This is a genomic window from Bradyrhizobium sp. (assembly GCF_004799445.1).
Lineage (GTDB): Bacteria > Pseudomonadota > Alphaproteobacteria > Rhizobiales > Xanthobacteraceae > Bradyrhizobium.
Window position 1 is genome coordinate 63,165 of the sequence record NZ_SSNA01000091.1, and the last position, 22,480, is coordinate 85,644.

The 22,480-nt window shown below is 61.1% G+C and carries 24 protein-coding genes; 8 read left to right on the top strand and 16 right to left on the bottom strand.

Annotation, left to right across the window (positions count from 1 at the left end):
- Complete coding sequence (locus E8A46_RS12220; protein WP_291560853.1) at positions 1 to 750, top strand: ABC transporter permease subunit; 750 nt, start codon at positions 1 to 3, stop codon at positions 748 to 750.
- The gene (locus tag E8A46_RS12225; RefSeq protein WP_291560855.1) at positions 747 to 1,511 is read left to right on the top strand and encodes an ABC transporter permease subunit; all 765 of its coding nucleotides are present in this window, start codon (positions 747 to 749) and stop codon (positions 1,509 to 1,511) included. Before E8A46_RS12220 ends, E8A46_RS12225 begins: the two co-directional genes overlap by 4 nt.
- Positions 1,512 to 1,597: 86 nt before the next feature.
- Here E8A46_RS12225 and E8A46_RS12230 read toward each other — a convergent pair whose 3' ends face one another.
- The 13 genes from E8A46_RS12230 to E8A46_RS12290 all read right to left on the bottom strand — a co-directional run bounded on the left by E8A46_RS12230 (position 1,598) and on the right by E8A46_RS12290 (position 14,257).
- Complete coding sequence (locus E8A46_RS12230; protein WP_291560857.1) at positions 1,598 to 2,461, bottom strand: oxaloacetate decarboxylase; 864 nt, start codon at positions 2,459 to 2,461, stop codon at positions 1,598 to 1,600.
- A 36-nt stretch (positions 2,462 to 2,497) separates the two neighbouring features.
- Positions 2,498 to 3,289, bottom strand: coding sequence for an ABC transporter permease subunit (locus tag E8A46_RS12235; protein WP_291560859.1), 792 nt, complete (start codon positions 3,287 to 3,289; stop codon positions 2,498 to 2,500).
- A complete protein-coding gene (locus E8A46_RS12240; protein WP_291560861.1) occupies positions 3,286 to 3,990 on the bottom strand; it encodes an ABC transporter permease subunit in 705 nt (234 codons plus the stop codon). The genes E8A46_RS12235 and E8A46_RS12240 overlap by 4 nt, the downstream gene beginning before the upstream one ends.
- A gap of 53 nt (positions 3,991 to 4,043) precedes the next feature.
- Positions 4,044 to 4,835 carry an ABC transporter ATP-binding protein gene (locus E8A46_RS12245; RefSeq protein WP_291560863.1) on the bottom strand — a complete coding sequence of 264 codons (792 nt, stop codon included), beginning with the start codon at positions 4,833 to 4,835 and terminating at the stop codon, positions 4,044 to 4,046.
- An 11-nt stretch (positions 4,836 to 4,846) separates the two neighbouring features.
- Positions 4,847 to 5,842 (bottom strand): ABC transporter substrate-binding protein, encoded by a 996-nt coding sequence (locus tag E8A46_RS12250; protein ID WP_291560865.1) that lies wholly within the window; start codon positions 5,840 to 5,842, stop codon positions 4,847 to 4,849.
- 9 nt (positions 5,843 to 5,851) lie between these two features.
- Positions 5,852 to 6,739, bottom strand: a complete 888-nt coding sequence (locus E8A46_RS12255) for an oxaloacetate decarboxylase (RefSeq protein ID WP_291560866.1) — start codon at positions 6,737 to 6,739, stop codon at positions 5,852 to 5,854.
- 274 nt (positions 6,740 to 7,013) lie between these two features.
- Entirely contained in the window at positions 7,014 to 8,234 is a 1,221-nt protein-coding gene (locus E8A46_RS12260) for a hypothetical protein (RefSeq protein WP_291560869.1), read from the bottom strand.
- 6 nt (positions 8,235 to 8,240) lie between these two features.
- Entirely contained in the window at positions 8,241 to 9,092 is an 852-nt protein-coding gene (locus E8A46_RS12265) for an AAC(3) family N-acetyltransferase (RefSeq protein ID WP_291560871.1), read from the bottom strand.
- Positions 9,093 to 9,793: 701 nt separating this feature from the next.
- On the bottom strand, positions 9,794 to 10,510 hold the full coding sequence (locus E8A46_RS12270; protein ID WP_291560930.1) for an ABC transporter ATP-binding protein: 717 nt from the start codon (positions 10,508 to 10,510) through the stop codon (positions 9,794 to 9,796).
- The gene (locus E8A46_RS12275) at positions 10,510 to 11,271 is read right to left on the bottom strand and encodes an ABC transporter ATP-binding protein (protein WP_291560873.1); all 762 of its coding nucleotides are present in this window, start codon (positions 11,269 to 11,271) and stop codon (positions 10,510 to 10,512) included. The genes E8A46_RS12270 and E8A46_RS12275 overlap by 1 nt, the downstream gene beginning before the upstream one ends.
- Positions 11,268 to 12,104, bottom strand: a complete 837-nt coding sequence (locus E8A46_RS12280; RefSeq protein ID WP_363251618.1) for a branched-chain amino acid ABC transporter permease — start codon at positions 12,102 to 12,104, stop codon at positions 11,268 to 11,270. Before E8A46_RS12280 ends, E8A46_RS12275 begins: the two co-directional genes overlap by 4 nt.
- Positions 12,101 to 12,979 carry a branched-chain amino acid ABC transporter permease gene (locus E8A46_RS12285; RefSeq protein WP_291560878.1) on the bottom strand — a complete coding sequence of 293 codons (879 nt, stop codon included), beginning with the start codon at positions 12,977 to 12,979 and terminating at the stop codon, positions 12,101 to 12,103. The genes E8A46_RS12280 and E8A46_RS12285 overlap by 4 nt, the downstream gene beginning before the upstream one ends.
- Before the next feature lie 48 nt (positions 12,980 to 13,027).
- Entirely contained in the window at positions 13,028 to 14,257 is a 1,230-nt protein-coding gene (locus E8A46_RS12290; protein WP_291560881.1) for an ABC transporter substrate-binding protein, read from the bottom strand.
- A gap of 252 nt (positions 14,258 to 14,509) precedes the next feature.
- Between E8A46_RS12290 and E8A46_RS12295 the strand changes: the two genes are divergently transcribed.
- The 3 genes from E8A46_RS12295 to E8A46_RS12305 are packed head-to-tail and all read left to right on the top strand — an operon-like array spanning position 14,510 to position 17,816.
- A complete protein-coding gene (locus E8A46_RS12295) occupies positions 14,510 to 15,082 on the top strand; it encodes an amino acid synthesis family protein (RefSeq protein WP_291560883.1) in 573 nt (190 codons plus the stop codon).
- Between the two features lie 48 nt (positions 15,083 to 15,130).
- Positions 15,131 to 16,609, top strand: coding sequence for a 4-hydroxyphenylacetate 3-hydroxylase N-terminal domain-containing protein (locus E8A46_RS12300; protein ID WP_291560885.1), 1,479 nt, complete (start codon positions 15,131 to 15,133; stop codon positions 16,607 to 16,609).
- A gap of 13 nt (positions 16,610 to 16,622) precedes the next feature.
- On the top strand, positions 16,623 to 17,816 hold the full coding sequence (locus E8A46_RS12305) for an amidohydrolase family protein (RefSeq protein ID WP_291560886.1): 1,194 nt from the start codon (positions 16,623 to 16,625) through the stop codon (positions 17,814 to 17,816).
- Positions 17,817 to 17,833: 17 nt separating this feature from the next.
- On the opposite strand, the gene E8A46_RS12310 is transcribed toward E8A46_RS12305, so the two are convergent.
- A complete protein-coding gene (locus E8A46_RS12310) occupies positions 17,834 to 18,214 on the bottom strand; it encodes a cupin (RefSeq protein ID WP_291560887.1) in 381 nt (126 codons plus the stop codon).
- Positions 18,215 to 18,377: 163 nt separating this feature from the next.
- On the opposite strand from E8A46_RS12310, the gene E8A46_RS12315 reads away from it, so the two are divergent.
- On the top strand, positions 18,378 to 19,052 hold the full coding sequence (locus tag E8A46_RS12315) for a DUF2848 domain-containing protein (RefSeq protein ID WP_291560890.1): 675 nt from the start codon (positions 18,378 to 18,380) through the stop codon (positions 19,050 to 19,052).
- Between the two features lie 33 nt (positions 19,053 to 19,085).
- On the top strand, positions 19,086 to 19,691 hold the full coding sequence (locus E8A46_RS12320; RefSeq protein ID WP_291560892.1) for a MarR family winged helix-turn-helix transcriptional regulator: 606 nt from the start codon (positions 19,086 to 19,088) through the stop codon (positions 19,689 to 19,691).
- A 193-nt stretch (positions 19,692 to 19,884) separates the two neighbouring features.
- On the opposite strand, the gene E8A46_RS12325 is transcribed toward E8A46_RS12320, so the two are convergent.
- Both E8A46_RS12325 and E8A46_RS12330 read right to left on the bottom strand, forming a co-directional pair.
- The gene (locus E8A46_RS12325) at positions 19,885 to 20,547 is read right to left on the bottom strand and encodes a phosphoribosyltransferase family protein (protein WP_291560931.1); all 663 of its coding nucleotides are present in this window, start codon (positions 20,545 to 20,547) and stop codon (positions 19,885 to 19,887) included.
- A complete protein-coding gene (locus E8A46_RS12330) occupies positions 20,547 to 21,272 on the bottom strand; it encodes a dienelactone hydrolase family protein (RefSeq protein WP_291560894.1) in 726 nt (241 codons plus the stop codon). The genes E8A46_RS12325 and E8A46_RS12330 overlap by 1 nt, the downstream gene beginning before the upstream one ends.
- 257 nt (positions 21,273 to 21,529) lie before the next feature.
- Between E8A46_RS12330 and E8A46_RS12335 the strand changes: the two genes are divergently transcribed.
- The gene (locus E8A46_RS12335; protein WP_291560896.1) at positions 21,530 to 22,465 is read left to right on the top strand and encodes a hypothetical protein; all 936 of its coding nucleotides are present in this window, start codon (positions 21,530 to 21,532) and stop codon (positions 22,463 to 22,465) included.
- The last annotated feature ends 15 nt before the right edge of the window (positions 22,466 to 22,480 follow it).

Genomic DNA, 22,480 nt, shown 5'->3' on the forward strand with positions numbered 1-22,480 from the left:
ATGCGCATTGCCCTCTACCGGCTGTTGGCGGTGCTGCTGCCGTTGGCGTTGCTGGAAATCCTCTGTCGCGATCGGTTCATCACGCCGCTGACCCTGCCGGCGCCGAGCCAAATCCTGCTTGGACTGTGGGCGGTGATTGAGAAAGGTACATTCAACGCGGCGATTCTGAAGACGCTGACCAATGTCGGCCTGGCGTTCGTGCTGTCGGTGGTGGTCGGAATTACCACAGGGGCTGCCATTCATCGCGCCCGCCTGCTGCGTGCGCTGCTGGAGCCGCTGTTCTCTACCTACTACGCGATTCCGATCTACGCGTTCTATCCACTGTTCATTGTCGTGTTTGGTCTCGGTGACGCGCCGCAGGTGCTGATCGGCTTCATGCTGGCGGTAGTGTCGATGATTGTCTCAACGCTGGCGGGGCTCGACAGCGTTCCCCCCGTGCTCGGCAAGACGGCGCTTGTGCTGCAACTCGGGCCGGTGGAGACCGTCCGCAGCGTGACGCTGCCTTATGCAGCCCCCTATCTGTTCACCGGGGTGAAGCTCGCCGTCGCCTATGCCTTCATCGGGGTCATCGGGGCGGAGTTCATCATGTCCGGCACCGGGCTCGGCTACGAGATCCGCTTTGCCTACGACAATCTCGACAACAACGTGATGTATCCGTTGATTCTGTTGATCCTGCTGATCGCGATCACGGTCAACATGAGTCTGGACCGCTGGGAATGGCGCTTGCGAGCGCGGCGGGGGCACGGATGATGCGCCGGACCATCTATGCCCATCCGTCGCTGTTTCTGGTGATTGGGCTATTGTGCCTCTGGCAGATCGCGTTCTGGCTGGTCGGTCGGGATGCCTTGCTGCCTCCGCTCGAAACCATTCTCTATCTCGCCGGTTTGTTACAAACGGCGCGGTTCTGGGGCCATATCGCCGAGACCGGAACGGCCTTTGTCATCGCGCTGGCGATTTCTGTGGTGGCAGGATTGGCGATCGGTCTGGCGCTCGGGTTGAACCGGATGGCTGCGGAAGTGTTCGAGCCATTTCTGCTCGCCGGCAATTCGGTGCCTAAAATCGCGCTCTATCCAATCGTATTGCTGATCTTCGGCATCGGCATGCCGGCCAAGATTGCCTTTGGCGCGATCCATGGCGTGGTGCCGGTAGCGATCTTCACGCTGACCGCCTGCAGCAACGTGCCACCGATCCTGTTCCGGGCCGCGGCGGCGATGCGGCTGACGCGCTGGGACACGATCCGCTCGGTGCTGCTGCCGGCGGCTTTGCCGGATATCTTCTCCGGCATCCGCATCGGCTTCTCGCTCACCCTGATCGGCACCATTCTCGGCGAGATGTTCGGCTCCCAGCGTGGCCTCGGCTATCTCCTGATGACAGCCATCGGCTTGCAGAACATCCAGGTGATCATGTCGGTCACGCTGCTGCTGGTGCTGGTGGCGGCAACGGTGAACACCCTGCTGCTCGCGCAGGACCGCCGATTGCGCAACCCGGCGACCCCCTCGCAGGCGCCGTAATCACCGACCTGGCGAAGCGTTGCGGAAATGGCGGGCAAGTGCATGTCCGTTCGCACCAAACATTCGGCGCAGGTCTGCCGCTATCATCAACGATAGCGGCGCTCGAGTTCGTCGTATTTGGGTTTCCCAACGGCCCGCTGTCTTACGTCGAAGCCAGCAAGCAGGCCGGCGACGGAGGCGAGTGAGCCCTCCTGTTTCAGCGCCACCAGCACGTCATGGGAGGCCTTGAGCGCCGCCTGCAAAGCTGCGTTCGCGTAGAGCACGCATCCGAAGCCGAGTTCGGCAAATTTTTGCTGTCCCAATTCCGGGGTGAGGCCGCCGAACACCATGTTGGCGACCTGCGGCACAGAGAGCGCCCCGGCGATCCGAGCCAGCTCCTCGGCCGAAGTGGGTGCCTCGACGAAGGTCACGTCGGCGCCGGCCTCGATCATGGCGCCGGCCCGGTCGATCGCCGCCTGCAGACCGAGGATCGCGCGCGCGTCGGTGCGCGCCACGATCTGGAGGTCGCCGTCGCGGCGGGTGTCGACGGCGGCCTTGATCTTGGCCAGCATCTCTTCCAGTGGCACGACCTCCTTGCCGTCGAAATGGCCGCATTTTTTCGGAAACACCTGGTCCTCGATCTGAAGCCCGGCCGCGCCCGCCCTTTCCAGCACCTTCACGGTGCGTACCATGTTGACCGGATTTCCGAATCCGGTATCGGCATCGACCAGCAGCGGCAGCGCCACGGCATCGGCGATCGCCGAGACGTGGCCTGCTATTTCTGTCAGCGTCGTCAACCCGATATCGGGCGCGCCGAGATACATGTTCGCAACGCCGGCTCCCGTGACATAGACGGCTTCATAGCCGATGTCCTCGATGATCCGGGCGAACAAGCCGTTCGCGGCGCCGGCGAGGATCGTCGCGTCGCGCCGGGCGAATATCGTCTTGAGGATCGTAGTCGGTCTTGCCATGTTGTTTCTCCTGCCGCGACCTGTTCGGCTGCCCGGTCAAGGGTTCGGGCGGCGCGCGGTCCGCCCGCCGACACGCAACATCAACGTGTTGGCCGCGATCGCCACCACGACGATCACCGTGACGACGGCGGTCGATAGCGGCACGTTGTGCTGCGCCATGCCGTTGACCAGCAGGAAACCGAGACCGCGTTGCGACGAGAACATCTCACCAATCAATACGCCGAGCAGGCTTAGCGAAAAGCTGATCCGCAGACCATTGACTATATCCGGCAGGCAGGCGGGCACCAAAATCCAGAGCATGGTGCGGCCGGGCGAAAGCCGCAATACCTTGGCGGTCCGGATCAGCACGGGGGGCAGATTACGCACCGCGCCGAGCGTGAACAGGGTCATCGGCACCAGGCCATGCATGACCCCGAAGGCGACCTTGGCCGACATGCCGAGGCCGAAGACCAGTAGCACGACCGGATAGAGCGTGACCTTCGGGATGGTGTAGAAGCCCGCGAGCATGGGCTCCGCGACCTCTCCGGCGAAGCGCCTGATCCCGAAGATCAGGCCCAGCGCCAGGCCGATCAGCGCCGACAGCCCAAAGGCCAGCAGAAACGCAGCCAGGGTCGCGGCGGCATGATCCCAAAACATCCCGGTGCGGAGAAGACCGAAGAGATACACAAAGGTCTGCAGGGGCGGAGAAACCGCAACGCCTTTCGTCCAGCTGCCGATCGCCTGCCAGAGCGCCAGCATCAGCAGGGTCATCACGACAGCGTCGAATGCACGGATGCGCCGCCGCGACGTGGGCGTGGACAGGGCGTTTTCAAGGGAAATATCGCTCATCCTGATGAACGGCGGCGCGCCAGCCGTTCCTCCCAGACGTAGAGAATTCCGTTGGCTATGACCGCAACCAGCAGCACGAACAGCATCAGACCGTACATGGCACGGTTGTCGAAGCTTTGGTAAGCGAAGGAAATGGCATAACCGAGCCCGGAGCCGGAAAGGATGAATTCGCCGGCGATGACGCCGATCAATGCATAGCTCAGCGCCAGCTTGAAACCGGTGAACAGGCGCGGCAGGGCGGCAGGCAACACGATCCACCAAAGTGTCCGTGCCGGGCTCAGCCGGTGGACGCGCGCGATTTTCATCAATGCCGGCGAAACGCCATCGAGTCCCGAGAGCGTGCTGATCATGACGGCTGGCGCGGCGGAGAGCACCCCCAGCACCACCAGCGGGGCCTTGCCGAGACCAAGCAGCGCCACCAGCAGCGGGTAGAAGATGAAGGTCGGCACCGAGTAGTACGATGCCAGCAAGGGATCGGCGACATCGCGCAACCGCGACGAGCGGTGGACCAGCGCACCTGCCAGGGTGCCGCAGCCGATCGCCAGCACGAAGGCGAGAAGGATGGTCGAGAACGTATTCACGATGCTCTCGTTGAACTCGCCCGAGCCGATGTGATCGACCATCGAGACGATCATCTCGCTGGGAGGGATGATGGTCAATGGATCGATGATGCCGGTGCGGCAGCAGATTTCGAGCAACACTGCCAATCCCGCCAATACGGCGATGCGGACAAAGAGAGCGGCGCGCCGCCGCGTCACGCCGCCCGGCCCATCGTCTTGAGGGATTCCGCGCGGAGCGACGACCACAAACGCGCGGTCACCGTGCCGAATGTCGCATCCGAGACGATACGGCTGTCGCGATCGCGCGGCCAACCGGTCTCGACCATGTCGATGAAGCGGCCCGGCCGCGCACTCATGACGCCGACACGATCCGACAGCATCGCCGCCTCGTCCAGGGCATGGGTGATGAGCATCACGGTGGCGCCGGTCTCGCGCCAGAGCCGCAGCAGTTCGTCGCCCATCAGCAGCCGTGTCTGCTGGTCGAGCGCACCGAAGGGCTCGTCGAGCAGGATCAGGCGCGGCCGCAGCACCAGTGTCCGCGCGATGCAGACCCGCTGCCGCATGCCACCGGAGAGCTGCGCCGGATAATGACCAGAAAACTGAGCCAGCCCCATGAAGCTGACGGCATGATCAACGCGCTCCGTGATCTCCTTTTGCGACAGCTCGGAGGTGCGCAGACCGAAAGCGACATTCTGGCGGACGCTCAGCCATGGCATGCTCGAATCTTCCTGGAACACGACACCGATGCCGTCCGGAACTTCACCGCGGAGCTCCCTGCCCTCGAACTGCACGCTGCCACTCGTCGGGCGAACAAGTCCGCAGAGCACATCGAGCAAGGTCGATTTGCCGCAGCCCGATGGCCCAACGACGGAGAAGAACTCGCCGCGGCGCAGCACCAGATCGATCGAGCCGAGGGCGTGTATTGCGGGCGGCCCTTCGTAACGACGGACCACCTCATTGAGCACGACATGCGATGGCTCGGTCACGGCCGGGGGGCTCATTGTGACGAGCGCAGGTCAGACGGCAAATAGGAAGTGTCGACGTATTTCGGCCAATCGACGTCGCCCTTGATCTGTCCGGTGATCTGCAAACCCTCGACCATGTGGTTCATGACTGCGTAATCGAGCCGACCATCGCTCCAATAATTTTCCTTGATGAGTTCGTGAATATGCGTCCGGAACAGATCGACGTTTGGATTGCTGTAGGCCTTGGCGGTAATGTCGGCAGCCTCATCCGGATGTTCCAGCGTGTAGGCGAGCCCCTCACGGCGGCCCGCGATCAGGCCCTTGATGACATCGGGATGCGCCCCGGCATACTCCGCGGTCGTGATCATCACGGTCTGCATCATGCGCGGATCCAATATGTCGCGCACCATGAAGAGGGGTCTCACCAGTTCCTTGTTCTGCGCGTAGATCAGTTCGTCGGAGAAGCCGGCATCGACCGCGCCGCTGCTGACGGCGGAGATGTTGGCGCCGAGATCGCCGGCCGGCACGAGTTTCACCTGCTGCTGGGTCAATCCGCTGGCCTTCAGCGCCATCAGGATCAGCATGTTGCTCACCGAGCCGGGCACGGTATAGGCAATTTGCCTGCCGACCAGATCCTTGATGCCCTTCAGCGCCGAATCCTTCTTCACCACCCACATCTGGTCGGCGACGCTTTGAGCGCCGGCACCGATGATGATGAGCTTCTGGCCGGAATTGATCGCCTGGACGGCTGCCGCCAGTGACACTTCCCCGAAAGGAACTCCGCCAGCCAGCGTGTTGCGAACCGCCGTGCCGCCGCCCGCTGCGGTCAGGATCCCCGTGACATCCACACCGTTTTTCTTGAACAGGCCCTTCGCCATGGCGACCGCATAGGGCACGCCGTAGAATTGCCCACCCCAATGGGTGACGGTGATCGTCTCGGCCTGGGCTGCCGGCGCTTTCCAGGCCGCGATCGTGGCGGCCAAACCCAGGACAAAACAAACTCGGGCAAGCGTTTTTCCCTTTGCCATGAATTGTTCCTATTTCGATTGTTCCGGCCTTGCCGGGCCGTAGCGCTTTTCGAAGGCATGCACTGCCGGAAAACCCATCAACGTGTTCATGTCGGCGAACGGCAACATCGGAGCTTGGCTGCCTGTTCCTATTCCCGCTGTTTTCAGGTGGCGATAGACAAGCTGCAAGGCGCCAGCTGCCGTCAGGAAGCCGGAACCGGGATAGAGCGCGATCTTGAAGCCCATCGCCGCCAGCTCAGCCGTCGACAAATACGGGGTGCGACCGCCCTCGACCATGTTCGCCAATAGTGTCGCGCCCTTGAAGGTTTCAGCGACACGGCGCAATTCCTCCAGGCTCTCGGGACTCTCGACGAAGAGCACATCGGCGCCGGCATTCAGGAACCCATCAGCCCTCCGCAAGGCGGCATCCATGCCTTCGGCATAGCGCGCGTCTGTCCGGGCAACGATGAGAAAATCGCGGCTGGGCCGCGCATCGACCGCGACGCGGATCTTGGCGACGGCGTCATCGGCCGGGATGACGCGGCGGAATTCGGTGTGGCCGCACTTCTTCGGGAATTCCTGATCCTCAAGCTGGATGCCGGAAGCGCCCGCGGCCGCATAGCCGCGCACGGTGCGATCGACATTCAACAATCCGCCATAGCCGGTGTCGCCGTCGGCAATAAACGGAACGCTGATTGCGCCGGCGATACAGCGCACCCGGTCAAGCATCTCCGTGAAGGTCGCAGTGCCTGCGTCAGGGGCGCCAAGAGCGGATGCGACGACACCATATCCAGTCATGTAAAGCGCGTCGAAACCGATGCTCGCCGCCACTTTTGCTGAAATGCCATCGAAGACGCCTGGAAGCGTCAAACAACCGTCGCGCTGCAGCAACTCACGCAGTGTCGTTGCCCTGACCAAGGCATCCTCCCGTGTTTTCAAAATCGGCGATGTTCTTGAAGAGCGCCCGCCGCTATCTTTTTATTGGAATATCCAGAACTTTGGCGCCGCGCTCAACGCTAAAGCTTCATGACATCGATTTCTAAGGGTTGCCCGGCAAAAATCAATACTGGCTCGCGCCATGGGCGACAGGGTGGAGGCTGCTATAGTCGCGGCGATCCATTCGAAAACCGGCAACTCTAGATGGCGGATCGGGCAACATTCTGCGGCCGGCCCCAGCCCAACGGTGGCGTTGTCAATATTTCACTAGCTCGGAAAAAACATCGTCCAGGCCGGATTGCCACGTGTGGGCAACCCCGAACCAATCCTTGAAGCCATTCACCTCATAGCCGCCCAGACCGAGCTGCATTTCTCGAGGCCAATATCCGAATACATCCCGGCTGTAGCCGACCAAAAGAGATTCCGTTGGGCAAATATCTTTCAGACCCAGCAAGGGCTCAGCGCTCACCGCTAAAATTCTTTCGCCGAAACAATGAAGGTGCTGGACTTCGACCAGGCGATTCCGGCTTCCTCCTGACATCACCTTGTCAAGCGTCGTCGAGGCAATTCGTCCTGACATCGGCACGTCATCCTCAATTGAGGTCGCAGCATCAATTGCCTGCATCACCCCATTGGAAATACTTTTTGCCCAGCCACGCCAGTTTTCTATTTTCATGTCGTAGAAGCACGGCCCTTGAACGGCGCGGCGGACCAGCGGCATTAAACCCGGAGGCCGCGCCCCGCTAACGGGACGAATGTCCCCCGTAAAGCCCTGCAAGAATATCGAGGCAGTGTCTTTGCCAAATCTTTGCCTCAGCGCCTGCCGAACGATACCCGGATAATCGGCGCTTATCTTTTCTACCGGAAATCCCGAGGGATGACAGGTGTAGTGCCAAACGACCGCGATGCTCTCACCTCGAATGACGATCGCGGTTATAAGTGGATCTACTGTGCCGCTTCGGTTGGGCGCAAACACGGTCCGTTCGAACTGGACGCCGCGGCGGGTCAACTGGGGTAGATGCCAGGGAAGTCGCCGATTTACGCTGGCGTCGATAGCAGATCGACCTTTCGTTACCTTGCCCTGCTGGGGACGCGCAGTAAGCACGTCCGATACCAACCGGGTTAATTTCTTCCGCACATCGGCGAAGTGGTCATCGCAACGACGGCCCAGTGCGGGTTTTGTGTCCTCCAATGCCGGAGCAGAATGCGTCTGGGTTGCCGTGATCAAGACAGCCTCGTTGGCAACGCCGAAGTCAGCGCACGCTGACAAAAGGATGTCGCTGAGTTCACGGCCCACAAACAAGGCGTCGATCGAAACGAAAACTGCCCGGCAGGCGCCCTCGGAAAAAACCGCCAACATGTTGGCTTCCAAGGTACCCTCGACGTCTCCCACGACGCGCGGCGATCCTGCCCGGCCGGCGAGCGGTACAGGCCGATCGGAACCAATCGACACAAACCCTTGAGAAAATTCGATCATACGGCGCTATCCAAGAAAGCGGCGAGCGACTTTTAGCGGCACCGAGAGAAAGAATCTCGTCATTCGCGCCGGAGCGTACGTTCGAAGCCCACAAGACGTGCAACTAGGGTCGTCGCAAAACGCCACCGTTGGGTCTTTCTCCAATATGGTGCGTTCGACGTTATATGCGGCGGCCGCATCGGCGAAAATGGAGTAGGCACCTCCGACAAGGCCCGTCCGCAGTATCCCTGCGGACTCATAGTGCCTGTAGAATTTTCCGAACCCCGCGCTGCATCCCGCGACATCTTTTCGTTCAAACCAGCGGATATCGTCGCCTTCCTGCACCGCACATCCACGCATCCGGCTCATGAGGGTTTTATCAGCGAGACCCAAATCCTCCTGCACACGATGGACAGTGCTAAGGCCCGGGCTGGAATCGACGCATCCCACCAGCAGTAGCTTGCCGCCCAAATCGATCAAATTCTTGATCGGAAAAAAGCTGGTCGAACTTTCATCGTGACCTTGCACAATCGCATTGGCATTCGGGCCAATCGCGACAAATGAATTCGTGGGGTGCTTGCTTCTTACTGAAGAAGGGTGATCCAGAACTATTTGTGGCAGGGCACCAGTTTCCGATTTCGTTCTCGAGTGAAATGGGAACTGGGCGGCGCGCTGCTTTTGCCAAAAATAAAAGTCTGACGTGAACGAGAGCGCCACCAGCGTTCCGGTCGGGCCAATCGTATGACAAATACTGTCGAACAATGCTTTGGCTGGGCTTCCCGTCTCGACATTAATGGCTTTGGCTGCACATCGGACCAAAACAGTGTCGCCACTTCGAAGTCCGAGGTTCTGTAGATCGGATACAATCCGTTGCGTCATCAATGTCACAAGCTCTGCCAGCGCATATGAAATTTTATATCACCGCGGTCTTGCCCTGTACACCGACCGGCTTTGAGCTTGTGTCTCGACGTCCCGCCCTATCGCAATAGCTGCCCTTGTGACCGAGGTTCCGGCTCCAGGACTCGAAAGCCCCGGGGCTGGTGCAGCGCCGCTCGCCGAGTTGAGCCAATGTGTTCCGGATGCTATCGGGGTAGAGATACGGCAGGCCTGCCCCGGTAAATGCATTCCGGAACATCCCGCGGAAAGAAAGCCTCATGTCAAAGCGTCTCGACAGGTCATGGACCGTTTTTGTCAGTGTCGAGAATTCCGAGCACGACAGATGCGTTGATATCTTCTCGAGATCGGACGGCAGCTATGGGTTCGAGGAATTTCGGCGGGACATCGAAGACGGCGGGCAATGGACGCCCGTACAGTACTATTCGGGCACTAGCTATGATTCGTCAGCCGAGGCCCTGGACACGGCCGAACGATGCGTACCCTGGCTGGTCGATGTCCTCGCGCAGAAACCGGAACTAAGACGGCGTATCGGCCTGGGTTGACCTCGCAGAATTTGACGAAGCCAAGCAAGTTTCGATGTGTCTGTTTTTACACTCTCACGGCGGAAGCTCCGAAGCTCAATTGGCCGCGTGTGACCCAAAAACTCTCGCGCGGTACCAAGGTGATGTCCCAAGTGGATCATCTCAGGCCTTGCTTGCACCGGCGCCCAGGAACGCGTTCGCAAGAACGTGGTCTTCGAGGAGTTCTCGCGCAGGACCCGAAGTCAGAACCCGCCCGGTCTCCATCAGGTAGGCGCGACCTGCGATCTTCAGCGCCTGCCTCGCCTTCTGTTCGACCAGCAACACCGTCAGTCCTTCGTCCCGCAGGCGCAGCACCATTTCGAACACGAAATCCGTCATTTTTGGCGCAAGCCCGAGCGACGGCTCGTCGAGCAGCAGCAATTTCGGTTTCGACAGCAGCGCGCGCGCTATCGCCAGCATCTGCTGTTCGCCGCCGCTTAGCAGGCTTGCCATCGTGTCCCTCCGTTCGGCCAGGATAGGAAAGCGGCTCTGGACATCCGCCAGATCCGCGGCAGCCTGATCCCTGTCGATGCGGGTATACAGGCCCATCAGGAGATTTTCCCCGACGGTCATACTGGAGAGAATGCCCCGGCCTTCCGGCACCAGAGCGACGCCGAGACGCAGATTCCGTTCGGCACTGTTTGGCTTGAGCAGGCGCCCGGCATAGCGGATTTCCCCCTGGTAGGGCAGAAGGCCTGCGATCGCGCGGGCGACGGTCGTCTTGCCGGCGCCGTTGGCGCCGACCAGCGCGACGATCTCGCCTACCGCGATGTCAAGGTCGACGCCGCGCACCGCAGAGATGGCTCCGTAACTCACATGAAGATTGCGGATTTCAAGCATCACGTGGCATGTCCGAGATAGGCATCCAGAACGACCGGATTGCTGCGGATCTGATCGGGCCGCCCTTGCGCGATCATCACGCCGAAATCCAGTACGTAGAGGTAATCGCAAAGGTTCATCACGAATGCCATGTCGTGATCAATCAGCAGAATGCTCAGCCCGCTATCGCGGAGCGTCAGGATCAGCCGCCGGATATCGTCCGCTTCGTCGTGGTTCATCCCTGCGACCGGCTCGTCGAGTAGCAATAGCTTTGGCCGCGCACTGATCGCGCGGGCTATTTCCACCCTTCGCTGGATGCCATAGGGTAGCGAACGCGCAATCCGATCCTTGACATCCGCAAGCTTGAGGAATTCGAGAATTTCCTCGGCGCGCCGGAAGGCCTGCGGATCGGCCCAGCGCGTCGGCAAAAGACGGCGCAATGTAAAGTCGCTATGCGGCTGCGCGACGAGCAAATGCTCCCACACCGTCATATCCCCGAACAGGCGGATGTTCTGAAAGGTTCGGGAAATCCCTGCGCGCGCGATCAGGTGGGAAGGTTCAGCGGTGACAGCTTTGCCATCAAGCCGCACCTCGCCTGTGCTGGGGCGATAGGCCCCGGTAATCACGTTGAAGGTCGTGGTCTTGCCCGCGCCGTTCGGGCCGATGATGCCGACAATCTGCTTCGGCAGGACCTCAAGCGAAATGTCATTGAGGGCGCGGATACCGCCGAACATCTTGGTGATGCCCGCCGCCTCGAGCCGCGGCTGTTGTTTGCCGGTCATGCGGAGCGCCGGAATTCAAAGAAGCGAAACAACGAACGGTCGAGGATTCCCTGGCGACGCACCAGCAGCATCGCAATCAACAGCCCGCCGAACACCGCGAACCTCCAGTCCGCCAGAAAGCGCAGATGTTCGGGCAACATGACAAGGAGCAGCGCTCCGACGAGGGCGCCCGCGCCGACGGTCGAGCCGCCGAGAATCACGGCGAGCACGAAGTCGATTGAACGCTCGAAGCTGAAGTTGCCGGGTTCGATGTAAACATGATGGTGCGCGAACAGGCCGCCGGCAATCGCGGCCACCGCCGCCGCGAACCCAAACGCCCCGACCTTGATGGTCGTGGTGTCGAGTCCGACGAGGGCTGCGGCAGTTTCGTCATCACGGACCGCCCGCAATTCGAGCCAGATCTGCGAATGCTCCAGGATCGCAACCAGAAGCAAAATGGCGGCTGCCCACGTCCAGATATAACCCAGCGAGACATGGCGCATACCGTGGAATCCCCCGGCGCCCCCCATCGCGTCGAAATTCAGGAAGAAGCTGCGGACCATTTCGCCGAATCCAAGCGTTGCCATCGCCAGATATATTCCTCTGAGGCGTAGCGCCGGGAAACCGATGATCACGCCGATTGCACCTGAGGCGGCAGCCGCGATGACAAGCGCCAGGGTCAGGGGGACTCCCATCGTCACGGTCAGGTAAGACGTCAGATAGGCGCCGATGCCCATGAAGCCGGCATTGCCGAGCGACAGCTGACCGGTCGCCAAGATGATGTAAACGCTCAACGCCCCGAGCAGCAGAATGCCCACATCTGCCAGCAGGCCGGCGTAATAGGTCGACATCATACGCGCGGGCCCTGTTCGGTGCGGGCGCCACCCAACAAGCCCTGTGGCCTCAGCAACAGGATCACAATCATCAATCCATAGACGACGAAGTCGCGAATTTGCGATCCGCCATAAGCCGTCGTCATGACTTCCGCCACACCGATAAGCGGACCGGCGATCAGCGCCCCCCAGATGCGCCCGGTGCCGCCGACCACCATGACGGCGATGGCCTTCAGGCCTATTTCCACCCCGATATAAGGAGTTATCGCGGCATAATGCAGGCCGATCAGCACGCCGGCAGCGCCGGCAAGAGCGCCCGACAACATGAAAGCCAGCAGAGTGAGGGGGCCGGCCGAAACACCGAGCAGGCGGGCGACGTCACGATTTTCGGCGACGGCGCGCAGCGCGCGCCCCAGGGCGGTGCGTTGCACGACAAAGGCCAGCAGGGCGACCAGAACCACGGTCGCGCCCACGATGGTGAGTTGCATCGCGCTGGCGCTGACCGGGCCAAGCGTGAATCGCGCGCCAAACACCTCATCCGGCAACTGCAGTGGATCGGAGCCCCATATGTTGGTCGCGACGTTTTGCAGGATGATCGAAAAGCCGAGCGTGCTGAGCATCGGCGTCACGACGGGCGCATCGCGGAACGGCTGGTACCCGACCCTCTCGATCACCGCAGCTACCAGCGCTGCACCAGCCATGCCCGCAAGCAGTGCCACCGGCAGCGGCAGCTTCGCGAGAATGGCCGCAAAGCCGAAATACCCGCCGAGCATGAAAAGCTCGGCGATCGCCAGATTGAGCACACCCAGAATGCCCATCACGAGCGAAAACGACAGCGCGATCAGGGTATAGACCGCTCCCAACGTCAGGCCGTTAACGAGCTGCTGGAGGAGCACCGGTCTGATTTGCCTTCTGGCTGGGAATGGGCGTGGAGATCCGGGTCGTCAGCACCCGGGATGTCCGGGCGCCGCGCTGCAGCCGCGCACCTTCGATTGCCAGGCCCCGCTTTCGCCCTGCAAGATATAGAATGCCTTGATGGCGTCCCCATCATCGTTGAAACCGATCGGGCCGCCCAAACCTGGGAAACCGGCCAGCTTTGCCATGTAATCGCGGATCTTTGCCCGATCGGTTTCCAGGTCTTCCGGTTTTCCGGTCACACCTGTCGCCTTGATCGCATCGATATAGATACTGACGATCTCGTAGATGTTGGCATCATACATGCTGGGCTCGATTTCAGGCGGCAGACCGCTCGTCTTGCGCAGCAGAGGTTGCAATTCGTTGACAAATTTCTCCGGCTTGTCGCCCTTCATGGTGGCGTAGAAGGTGGCCGGCGCAACGATCGGTATTTCCGGCGCGGCCTTGAGGATCGCCGACGATATCAGTTGGGTCGACCCGACAACCGGCTTGATCATGCCCTGCCGCTTCATTTCACGGATGACCGTCACCGCCTGGCTGTAGTCCGCGCTGACCACGACGCCGTCCGGATTGAGCGCCTTCATCTTGGTGACCTGCGCACTGACGTCGAGATCGCCGGTGTTGAACGACAGCGGATCGCTGGCGTTCAGCACCTCGATATCGTTCTCCTTCATCAACGCCGGCATGATCCTGCTGCCGACGGTCGCCGCGGTTGCGTCCTTGGCGTCGAAGATGATCGCGACCGACTTTATGTTGAAGCTTTTCTTGTAATACGGGACGGTGGTGCGGCCGAGCACGCCCTCATCGATCGTATTGCGGAAAGCCCATGGCCGATTGAGCTTGGCGACGCCCGGTTTCGAAGACGCCTGTGATGTCGCGACAATCTTCATCTCGTTTGCGACCGGAAATGTGACTTCCGCTGCACTGCTGGTCAGGGGACCTGCAACCGCCAGCGCCTTGTCGTCACCGGCTAACTTGCGCAGGTTGTTGGTGGCTTGCGCGGGTTTGGTTGCGTCGTCGAGGATCGCGATGCGCAGCTTTGCGCCGTTGATGCCGCCGCCGCCATTGATCTGTTTCTCGATCATCTGAAGGGTTACGGTGTTGGCGCGGCCCCATTCCGCAAATGGACCGCTGCTGGGCACGATCGCTCCCAGCACGATCTCGCGGTCAGCCTGCTGCGCAAATCCTGGGCCTGCGGTAGCAATCAACAACGCGCCCAGTCCGGCGACACACAGCGCTCTGCTCAAGCCCGACTTCATGCCAGTCTCCTCATTACCGTCATCTGGATTGGTTTCACGCCTGCAACTGCCCCGAGGGTCACGACCATTGCCGCAACTATTGCCTCACCCATTACCGTACCGATGCATGCCGCATGCCATCCGGCTTGCATCGGGCTCGGTAATCCGATTTCCGATCACGGACGCTACCATCGGTTAGCCAGCTTGAAAAGCTTCGTTTGTTATGTAATTAATTGATAGAAATCGCTGGCTGGCGCAATGGGCGTGGGCAAAATGAAAATCAAACGGGTGCTCACGTTTCTGGATGAGATCCGCAGCCAGGACGGCCAGGACGTTTCACCGCGGCTGCGAAAAGCCGCAGCCGTTGCGATTCTCGACAATCCGTTCGCTGGCCGTTTCGAAGACGACCTGTCTCCGCTCACCAAAGCGAGCGAGACCGTGGGGCGTGAAATCTGTGCGATCGCCGCGCAGCTGCTGGCGCCCGACAAGGCCGTCAGTTACGGCAAGGCTGCCATCGTAGGCATCAACGGTGAACAGGAACACGGCAACGCGATGCTGACGACCGTGTTCGGCAACGTCATGCGCGAGGCGGCCGGCGGCGGAAAAGCGTGGATTTCTTCCATGACCAAGCGCGGCGGGCCGGGCAGCACGATCGACGTGCCGCTCGCGCACAAGGACGCGCTTTATGTACGATCGCACTACGATGGAATGACGATCATGCTGCCCGATGCGCCGCAACCTGACGAGATCGCGATCATTGCGGTCTACGCCACGCGCGGACGGCCCAATCACCGTGTCGGCGGCTTGTCGGCGTCGGACATCAAGGGCGAAGATGGTCTCGTATAAGTGTCGCGAAGAAAGTACGGACAGACAGTTTTCTGAGCGGGGTCGCATATGACGGTTGCAAAGACTGGTGCAGAACACATTGCGTCGCTGAGAGACGGTCGCACGGTCTATATCGATGGACAGTTGGTGCCCGATGTCACGACCCATCCGGCGTTTCGGAATGCGGTGCAATCGGCAGGTGCGCTGTACGACTTCCAGGCGCAGCCCGAAAATATCGAGCTGATGACGTTCAAGCCGGAAGGCTCAAACCGCCGCGTCAACCGCGCCTGGCAGATGCCGCGCAGCTACGACGAGATGATTCAGCGCCGCAAGGCGCTGCAGGCGTGGGCCAACGTCCACTACGGCTTCATGGGCCGCTCCCCGGACCATGTCGCCTCAGCCCTGGTCGGCCAGAGGATGGGCATCGACGTGTTCAGGAAGCACAGCCCTGACCGGGCCAAGGCATTCGCGGACTATTTTGACTACGCGGCCAAAAACGATCTGTTTCTCACTTATGTGATCATCAACCCGCAGGCCGAACGCGCCAAGGACTGGAGCCAGCAGGCCGACAATCTCGTCGCCCGCATCGTCGATGAGGACAGCGGCGGCATTACCATCCGTGGCGCCAAGATGCTCGGCACGAGCTCTATCCTGGCGAACGAGGTCCTGGTTGCCAATCTTCAGCCATTGAAGCCTGGCGAGGAAGATCTCGCATTCTCCTGCGCCCTGCCGATCAACACCAAGGGCATCCGCATCCTGTCGCGCAAATCATACGAATCGTCCGCGGTGTCGATATTCGACAATCCGCTGTCTTCGCGATTCGACGAAAATGACGCGCTGATCTATTTCGATGACGTGAAGGTGCCGTGGGATCGCCTGTTCGTCTACCGCGACACCGACGTGTGCCGGCAGCAGTTTCATGATACGCAGGGACACTCCTTTCAAAACTATCAGGCGCAGATTCGCCTGTCGGTGAAGATCAAGTTCCTGTTGGGTCTGGCGCGCCGGTTGACCGAAGCCATCGGCACCACCAAGATTCCCTCGGTCAGCGAGAAGCTCGGCTACATGGCCGCGCAGGCCAGCATGGTGGAGGCGATGCTGTCGGGCATGGAGGCCAGCGGATCGAAAGTCGGCGAGTATTGGGTGCCGAACAAGCATTTCATGTATTCGGCCCAGGTTTTGACCCAGGATCTCTATCCCCAATTCGTCAACTCGATCCGCGACCTTTCCGGAGGCGCGCTGATCATGCTGCCTTCCTCAATTGACGACTTCAAGGATCCGATGCTCAAGAAAATCATCCACACGACCCAGCGGGCCGCGGCGATGGAGCCGGAAGACAAGGTCAAGTTCCTCAAGGCGTGCTGGGACGCCGTCGGCTCCGAGTTCGGATCGCGGCATCAGCAATACGAGATGTTCTATGCGGGCGCGCGTTTCGTCACTGCCGGTCACAGCTTCAGGACTTACGACTGGAATTCCGCGACGGGGGCTGTGGACAGCCTGCTGTCGTCCTATTCGCTCGCGGACGAATTGAACGGCGTGACACATTGACGGTGACGCAACCATGAAAATAGCGATCGTCAATCTCGGGGAAATCGTTTCCGGCGACTGGCGCGCGCCGATCGCCGCAGGCGATTGCATCGTTGCGGACGACGGCAAGATCGTGAGTGTCGGAACCGCGTCGCCGGCGGCGATCGAGAGCGCGGATGTGGTGATCGACGCTGGCGGGATGACCGCGATTCCCGGCCTGATCGATTCCCACGTTCACATCACCTTTGGCGATTACACGCCCCGCCAGCGCACGGTGGGCTACCTCGAAAGCTATCTGCATGGCGGCGTCACCACCTCGATCTCGGCGTCCGAAGTGCATGTTCCCGGCCGCCCGCGCGACGTTGAAGGCGTAAAGGCGCTGGCATTGGCGGCACAGCGCTGCTTTGCAGACTATCGGCCGGGCGGCATGCGGGTGATCGCGGGCTCCGTCATCCTCGAACCCGGCCTCAAGAAGGAAGATTTCGTCGAGCTGGCGAGCAAGGGCGTCGGACTGGCGAAAGCCGGGTTCGGCGCGGTGAAGACCGCTTACGACTATGTGCCGATGGTGGCCGACGCCAAGGCCGCGGGGCTCATCACCACGTGTCACACCGGCGGCTCATCGATTCCAGGCTCTGGCGCCATCACCGGCGACCATCTGCTCAAGATGCATCCAGACGTATCCTTCCACATCAATGGCGGCCCGACGGCGATGCCGGACCGGGATTTCGAGCGCGTCATCAGGGAAAGCACCATGGCGCTGCAGGTGTGCACCGCCGGCAACTTGCGCACTGCCCTGTTGTGCGGCCGGCTCGCGATGCAGCATGATGCGTTCGATCGTTTCATCATCGCGACGGACACGCCGACCGGCAGCGGAATCATGCCGCTCGGTATCCTCTATACCATGGCGCATCTGGCGAGCCTGACCGACATGACTCCCGAACAGGCGATCTGCGCGGCGTCAGGCAACAATGCGAAGGTGTATCGTCTCGACAGCGGCTTTTTGAGAGCGGGCAATGCCGCCGACATCGTGCTGCTCGACGCGCCCGACGGCGGCACGCAGGCGACCGCGCTGACGGCGATCAACCATGGCGATATTGCCGCGATCGGCGCGGTGGTGAGCGCGGGCGTCCCGCGCTTCATCGGCCGCAGCCGCAACACGCCGGCCACGACGCGCAAGGCGAGAATTGCCAGATCGAACGTGATGCAGGATTTTGCCTCGGCCCATTGAGGGCTTCGGCGACGCTGTCAGACCGGATCGAAATAATGGATCTCGAAAAGCATGCAGCCGTTCTTCGACTTGAAGGGACCGTGATAGGCCCCCGGCGGCCGCGAGGCATAGGTATTTGGAGCGAATTCCGTTCCGCCTTCACCTCTCTCGTCGTTGCCGACCGTCAGATCGCCCGAGATGAGATAGACCTCTTCCCAGTAATCGTGGACGAACGGTTTGGTCGTGTAGACGCCGGGCGCGAAACGAAGCAGCCGCGAACGCGAGCCGCGCTTGTTGCTCTCATCGAGACCGCCGGACAGGATTTTTTGCTGGATGCCCGCCGGATAGCCGGCCGGAGTTTCCCACCCCGTGGACATGTCGACCGCGTGGAATTCCTTATGTTCCTTGTTAACGCCCATTAGCTTTTGGTCCTTCTGCTAGTTGTACGCTTCGATCGACCGCGGCTGGAAACTGCAGAAGCGCGTCGCGAAATCGGCCGGAATCGTGTTCTCTGGAACGAGAATCTAATATACGTTAGGACTTAGCTAGTTTTCAAAGTCTTTTTCGGGGGACACCGGCGGCATGCTACGTTTCGACCTTCACGCCCGGCAGGGCCAGCAGCGCATTACGCTGGAACCCGCAGCGCTCATTGTCGCCGGCTGGACCGGCCGCGACGAGGCTGCGTTACGCCATCACATCGAAGAACTGGCCGCCATCGGCGTACCTCGCCCTTCTTCCGTCCCCGTGTTCTACCGCAACAGCATTCTTAATCTCACGCAGGCACCGGTGGTCGAGGTTTTGGGACCTGACACGTCCGGCGAGGTCGAGCCCGTCATTGTCGCCGTCGAGGATCAGCTTTGTCTGACGGTCGGGTCGGACCATACCGACCGCAAGGCCGAGACCCAGGGCATTGCGCTATCGAAGCAGCTCTGCGCCAAGCAACTTGGCCACGATCTCTGGGCCCTCGACGACGTCGTCGACCACTGGGACCAACTTAAATTGCGATCGTTCGTCACCATCGACGGCAAGCGCCTGGCTTACCAGGACGGCACGCTATCCGGGATGCGGCCGCCCGCCGATCTGATCGCGCGCTATGGATCCGCGCTTGCGCCCAATACCGTGATGTATTGCGGAACCCTTGCTGCGATCGGGGGCATCCGGCCTGCGACCCGCTTTGAGATGGAGCTTGAAGATCCCGTTCTCGGACGCACGTTGAAACACGCTTACGACATCAACGTCCTGCCCGTCATCACCTAGCCTGTTAAAATTCGGCCAATTCCGGAGAAGCGTGTGGCGCGTCAAAAAACCAAGTCCGAGCGCAACCAGATCCCCCGCCGCCACGATGGCGCGAAGCCGAAGGGATCGCTGCCGTTAACGGTGACTCGCCCCGAACTGCTCAACGACGATACCGATCGGGACTTTCGAAAGCTCGTGCACAATATATTTGCCTTCATGGCACGTCACGAAGCGATCCGCGACGGCCACGCCCGGCAGATCGGTCTGGCGGGCATCGAATACACGATCCTGATTTCGATTGGTCATCTCGCCCTGGACGGCGATGTCAACGTCAAGACCGTCGCCGATCACCTGCACATGAGCGGCGCGTTCATCACCACGGTCACCAGCAAGCTGCAGGTTCTCGGTCTGATCGAAAAGACGCAGGACAGCGTCGACCGGCGCCGGATTTCCCTCGCCATCACCGAGAAGGGAAAATTTCTGTTGCGCAGCCTCGCGCCCTATCAGCGCGAAATCAACGATGTCGAATTTGCAGCACTCGGCAAGGAAGACTTCCAGTTCTTGTCGAGGATTCTCGAAGCCCTGATCGTCTCCGGCGACGCGGCCGTTGCCCTGCAGCGCTACAAGGCCTCGATCAAGAACGACAGCAAGGTCGCCTGAACGCTGGGCGACGCACCTGCCCCTCAACATTGGCGCGAGGTGAAAGCCTACATGCTTCGTACCTCGCCTGCCGCACAGGCCTCGCCTCATTTCCAGGAGCTATTGGGCAATCCAACGGATTGCCAACCCGGAACGTTTCGCCGATCGTAAGCGGCCGTTCGGCGGGAAGCGACCGGTCACCGAGCTGCACGATTTACGCAATCGTCGCCGGCCTCGTGGCCGGGAAGCGCTCCAGAATTGTCACGACTTCCTGATCGCTGACCTGCCGGAAGTCCCGGTAGAAGTACCCGATGGCCCCGAATAATTCCGGCGTCTCCAGACAAATCAAGCTATCAACTTCCTTGCGCAATTGCGTGATCGTGTCGTGCGGAGCGACGGGAACGGCGAGCACCAATTCTTTCGGTTTCCGCTGGCGGATGGCCTGCAGCGCCGCCCGTGTCGTCGCACCGGTAGCGATGCCGTCGTCGATGACGATCACCACCTGTCCCGCGATTTCTGCCCGGGCGCGGTCGCCGATGTAGAGTTGGCGCCGGCGCTCGATCTCCGCAAGCTCCTCTGCACACGCCGCGTCGAACTGGTGCGCGGTTGTGCCTGAAAGCTCGATGATCTCCTCATTGCGGACGACGATCGGCGCGGCGCCATCCACCACCGCTCCCATCGCGAGCTCCGGCTGGGTCGGCACCCCAATCTTGCGGACCAGAATCAGGTCGAGCGGAGCTTCGAGTGCAGCGGCAACCTCCGCGGCGACGGGAACACCGCCGCGCGGCAGGGCAAGCACAACGGGGTAACGGCCCTTATAGCCCGAAAGCGCTTTGGCCAGTCTGCGGCCGGCATCCGATCTGTCCCGGAAATCCATCATTGACGTGCATCCGGCTTGCGCGGATCCGCTTTCGCGGCGCGGAGATTTCCGGTGAACAGATGGCTTTCAAACCAGCCGGCGGCGAGTTCGATGACCGCGTCCAATGCGCCGGCTTCTTCAAAAAGGTGGGTGGCACCCGGAACGATTTGAATGCTCTTTTCTCCTCCAAGGCGCTCCAGGGCCTGTTGGTTGAGTTCGATCACGCCATAATCCGCGCCGCCGACGATCAGGAGCGTCGGGATTTTGACAAGCGGCAATCTGTCACCCGCAAGATCAGGTCGTCCGCCACGCGAAACCACCGCGCCAATGCGATCGCCCAGCCCGCTGGCCGCCACCAGAGCCGCCGCCGCGCCTGTACTCGCCCCGAACAATCCGATCGGAAGGGAATTGACGTCCGGCTCGTCGATCACCCAGCGTACCGCCTGCTTCAGCCGCTGGGCGAGCAGGCTGATGTCGAACACATTCTGCCGGTCTTCCTCCTCCTGGGGCAGCAGAAGGTCCAACAGCAGCGTCGCAATCCTTCGGTGATTGAGCGCCTCCGCAACCCGGATATTCCTGGGGCTGAATTGGCTCGACCCGCTGCCATGGGCGAAGATAACCAATGCCCGGGCTCCACCTGGACGGTTCAGCGTGCCGGCCAGACCGTGCGGCGGGATCAGCACTTCTCGCGAAATCAGCAGCTTCTTGCGCTCTTCACGGCTTGTGGCGGAAATCTGGGGCATGGCTGGACACCTCCATTCCATTTTAGAGAAACGCTACCTCTTGGCTCGGAACCGACCTTGATCAGGGTCAAGCCGGGCTGGAGAGCTCCCGCTAGTTATTTTCGATGGTACTTTTGCAAACGCCCCCGTGGGCGGGTCAAGCAGATCCGGAGGCGTCCACTCTCGGTGACAAGGTCCGGTTTCTCAGCGATCCGGCGGCCTATGTGCCCGTCCCCGAACAGGTGGTCACACGCGAAACCCACATGTCCTGGGTCTTCATGGCCGGCGACCGCGTTTACAAACTCAAGAAACCCGTTCGCTTCGCCTATCTCGATTTTTCAACCCTGGACCGCCGCGAGGCGGCCTGTCGCGCGGAAGATCTGCTGAACCGGCGGCTCGCTCCGGATGTCTATCTGGGCGTCGTGCCACTCACGCTCTCGACCGCGGGTCTCGCGATCTCCGGCGATGGATTTGTCGTCGATTGGCTGGTCGTCATGCGCCGGCTTGAGGAGAATGCGACCCTTGAGGCGGCCTTGCGTGGCGGCTGGTTGAGACCGACACAGATCGATCGACTGGCGACAACGCTCGGCACGTTTTACGCGCATGCGCCTCGAGTCCGGCTTGAACCCGAGTCCTATGTCGTCACGTGGCAGAAGGCGCCCGCGGCGAACTGCCGCGCGCTGTTGGACGCCCGCTTCGGCTTGCCCTTTGGATGCGTGGAGCGGATTGCACAGGTTCAGCGCCGGTTTTCAATGCAGCGATCCGCCCTGCTCCGCGAGCGGATCCGCGCACGGCGGTTCGTCGATTCCCATGGAGACCTTCGCCCCGAGCACATCTGGCTGCGCGAGCCCGTCACCATCATCGACTGCCTGGAATTCGACCCAAAGCTGCGGGCGAACGATCCTCTCGATGAAATCGCCTTCCTGCATCTTGAATGCGAACGCCTTGGCGGCCTGTGGGCCGGCGAGCGGATCAGGCGGCACCTGGCGCGTGCCCTGGAAGACGACGCGGCAAGCGGGCTTTTCCTGTTCTATCGCAGCCACCGGGCGATGTTGCGCGCGCGCCTGTCGATTGCCCATTTACTCGATCCGAACCCCCGCACCCCGGAGAAATGGCCCCGCCTTGCCCGGGTCTATCTCAAGCTTGCGGCGGTCGATGCCGGGCGTCTCGAACGTATTCTTGGCCGTGCTCGGAAGGAACGGCCGCGGGCCTGAGGGAACCGCGGGCTG

What these genes read in the sequence shown, in the direction of transcription:
- E8A46_RS12220 (WP_291560853.1), top strand. Translation starts at nt 1, where the DNA reads ATGCGCATTGCCCTCTACCGGCTGTTGGCGGTGCTGCTGCCGTTGGCG.
- E8A46_RS12225 (WP_291560855.1), top strand. Translation starts at nt 747, where the DNA reads ATGATGCGCCGGACCATCTATGCCCATCCGTCGCTGTTTCTGGTGATT.
- E8A46_RS12230 (WP_291560857.1), bottom strand. Translation starts at nt 2,461, where the DNA reads ATGGCAAGACCGACTACGATCCTCAAGACGATATTCGCCCGGCGCGAC.
- E8A46_RS12235 (WP_291560859.1), bottom strand. Translation starts at nt 3,289, where the DNA reads ATGAGCGATATTTCCCTTGAAAACGCCCTGTCCACGCCCACGTCGCGG.
- E8A46_RS12250 (WP_291560865.1), bottom strand. Translation starts at nt 5,842, where the DNA reads ATGGCAAAGGGAAAAACGCTTGCCCGAGTTTGTTTTGTCCTGGGTTTG.
- E8A46_RS12260 (WP_291560869.1), bottom strand. Translation starts at nt 8,234, where the DNA reads ATGATCGAATTTTCTCAAGGGTTTGTGTCGATTGGTTCCGATCGGCCT.
- E8A46_RS12265 (WP_291560871.1), bottom strand. Translation starts at nt 9,092, where the DNA reads ATGACGCAACGGATTGTATCCGATCTACAGAACCTCGGACTTCGAAGT.
- E8A46_RS12270 (WP_291560930.1), bottom strand. Translation starts at nt 10,510, where the DNA reads ATGCTTGAAATCCGCAATCTTCATGTGAGTTACGGAGCCATCTCTGCG.
- E8A46_RS12275 (WP_291560873.1), bottom strand. Translation starts at nt 11,271, where the DNA reads ATGACCGGCAAACAACAGCCGCGGCTCGAGGCGGCGGGCATCACCAAG.
- E8A46_RS12280 (WP_363251618.1), bottom strand. Translation starts at nt 12,104, where the DNA reads ATGATGTCGACCTATTACGCCGGCCTGCTGGCAGATGTGGGCATTCTG.
- E8A46_RS12290 (WP_291560881.1), bottom strand. Translation starts at nt 14,257, where the DNA reads ATGAAGTCGGGCTTGAGCAGAGCGCTGTGTGTCGCCGGACTGGGCGCG.
- E8A46_RS12295 (WP_291560883.1), top strand. Translation starts at nt 14,510, where the DNA reads ATGAAAATCAAACGGGTGCTCACGTTTCTGGATGAGATCCGCAGCCAG.
- E8A46_RS12300 (WP_291560885.1), top strand. Translation starts at nt 15,131, where the DNA reads ATGACGGTTGCAAAGACTGGTGCAGAACACATTGCGTCGCTGAGAGAC.
- E8A46_RS12305 (WP_291560886.1), top strand. Translation starts at nt 16,623, where the DNA reads ATGAAAATAGCGATCGTCAATCTCGGGGAAATCGTTTCCGGCGACTGG.
- E8A46_RS12310 (WP_291560887.1), bottom strand. Translation starts at nt 18,214, where the DNA reads ATGGGCGTTAACAAGGAACATAAGGAATTCCACGCGGTCGACATGTCC.
- E8A46_RS12315 (WP_291560890.1), top strand. Translation starts at nt 18,378, where the DNA reads ATGCTACGTTTCGACCTTCACGCCCGGCAGGGCCAGCAGCGCATTACG.
- E8A46_RS12325 (WP_291560931.1), bottom strand. Translation starts at nt 20,547, where the DNA reads ATGGATTTCCGGGACAGATCGGATGCCGGCCGCAGACTGGCCAAAGCG.
- E8A46_RS12330 (WP_291560894.1), bottom strand. Translation starts at nt 21,272, where the DNA reads ATGCCCCAGATTTCCGCCACAAGCCGTGAAGAGCGCAAGAAGCTGCTG.
- E8A46_RS12335 (WP_291560896.1), top strand. Translation starts at nt 21,530, where the DNA reads ATGGCCGGCGACCGCGTTTACAAACTCAAGAAACCCGTTCGCTTCGCC.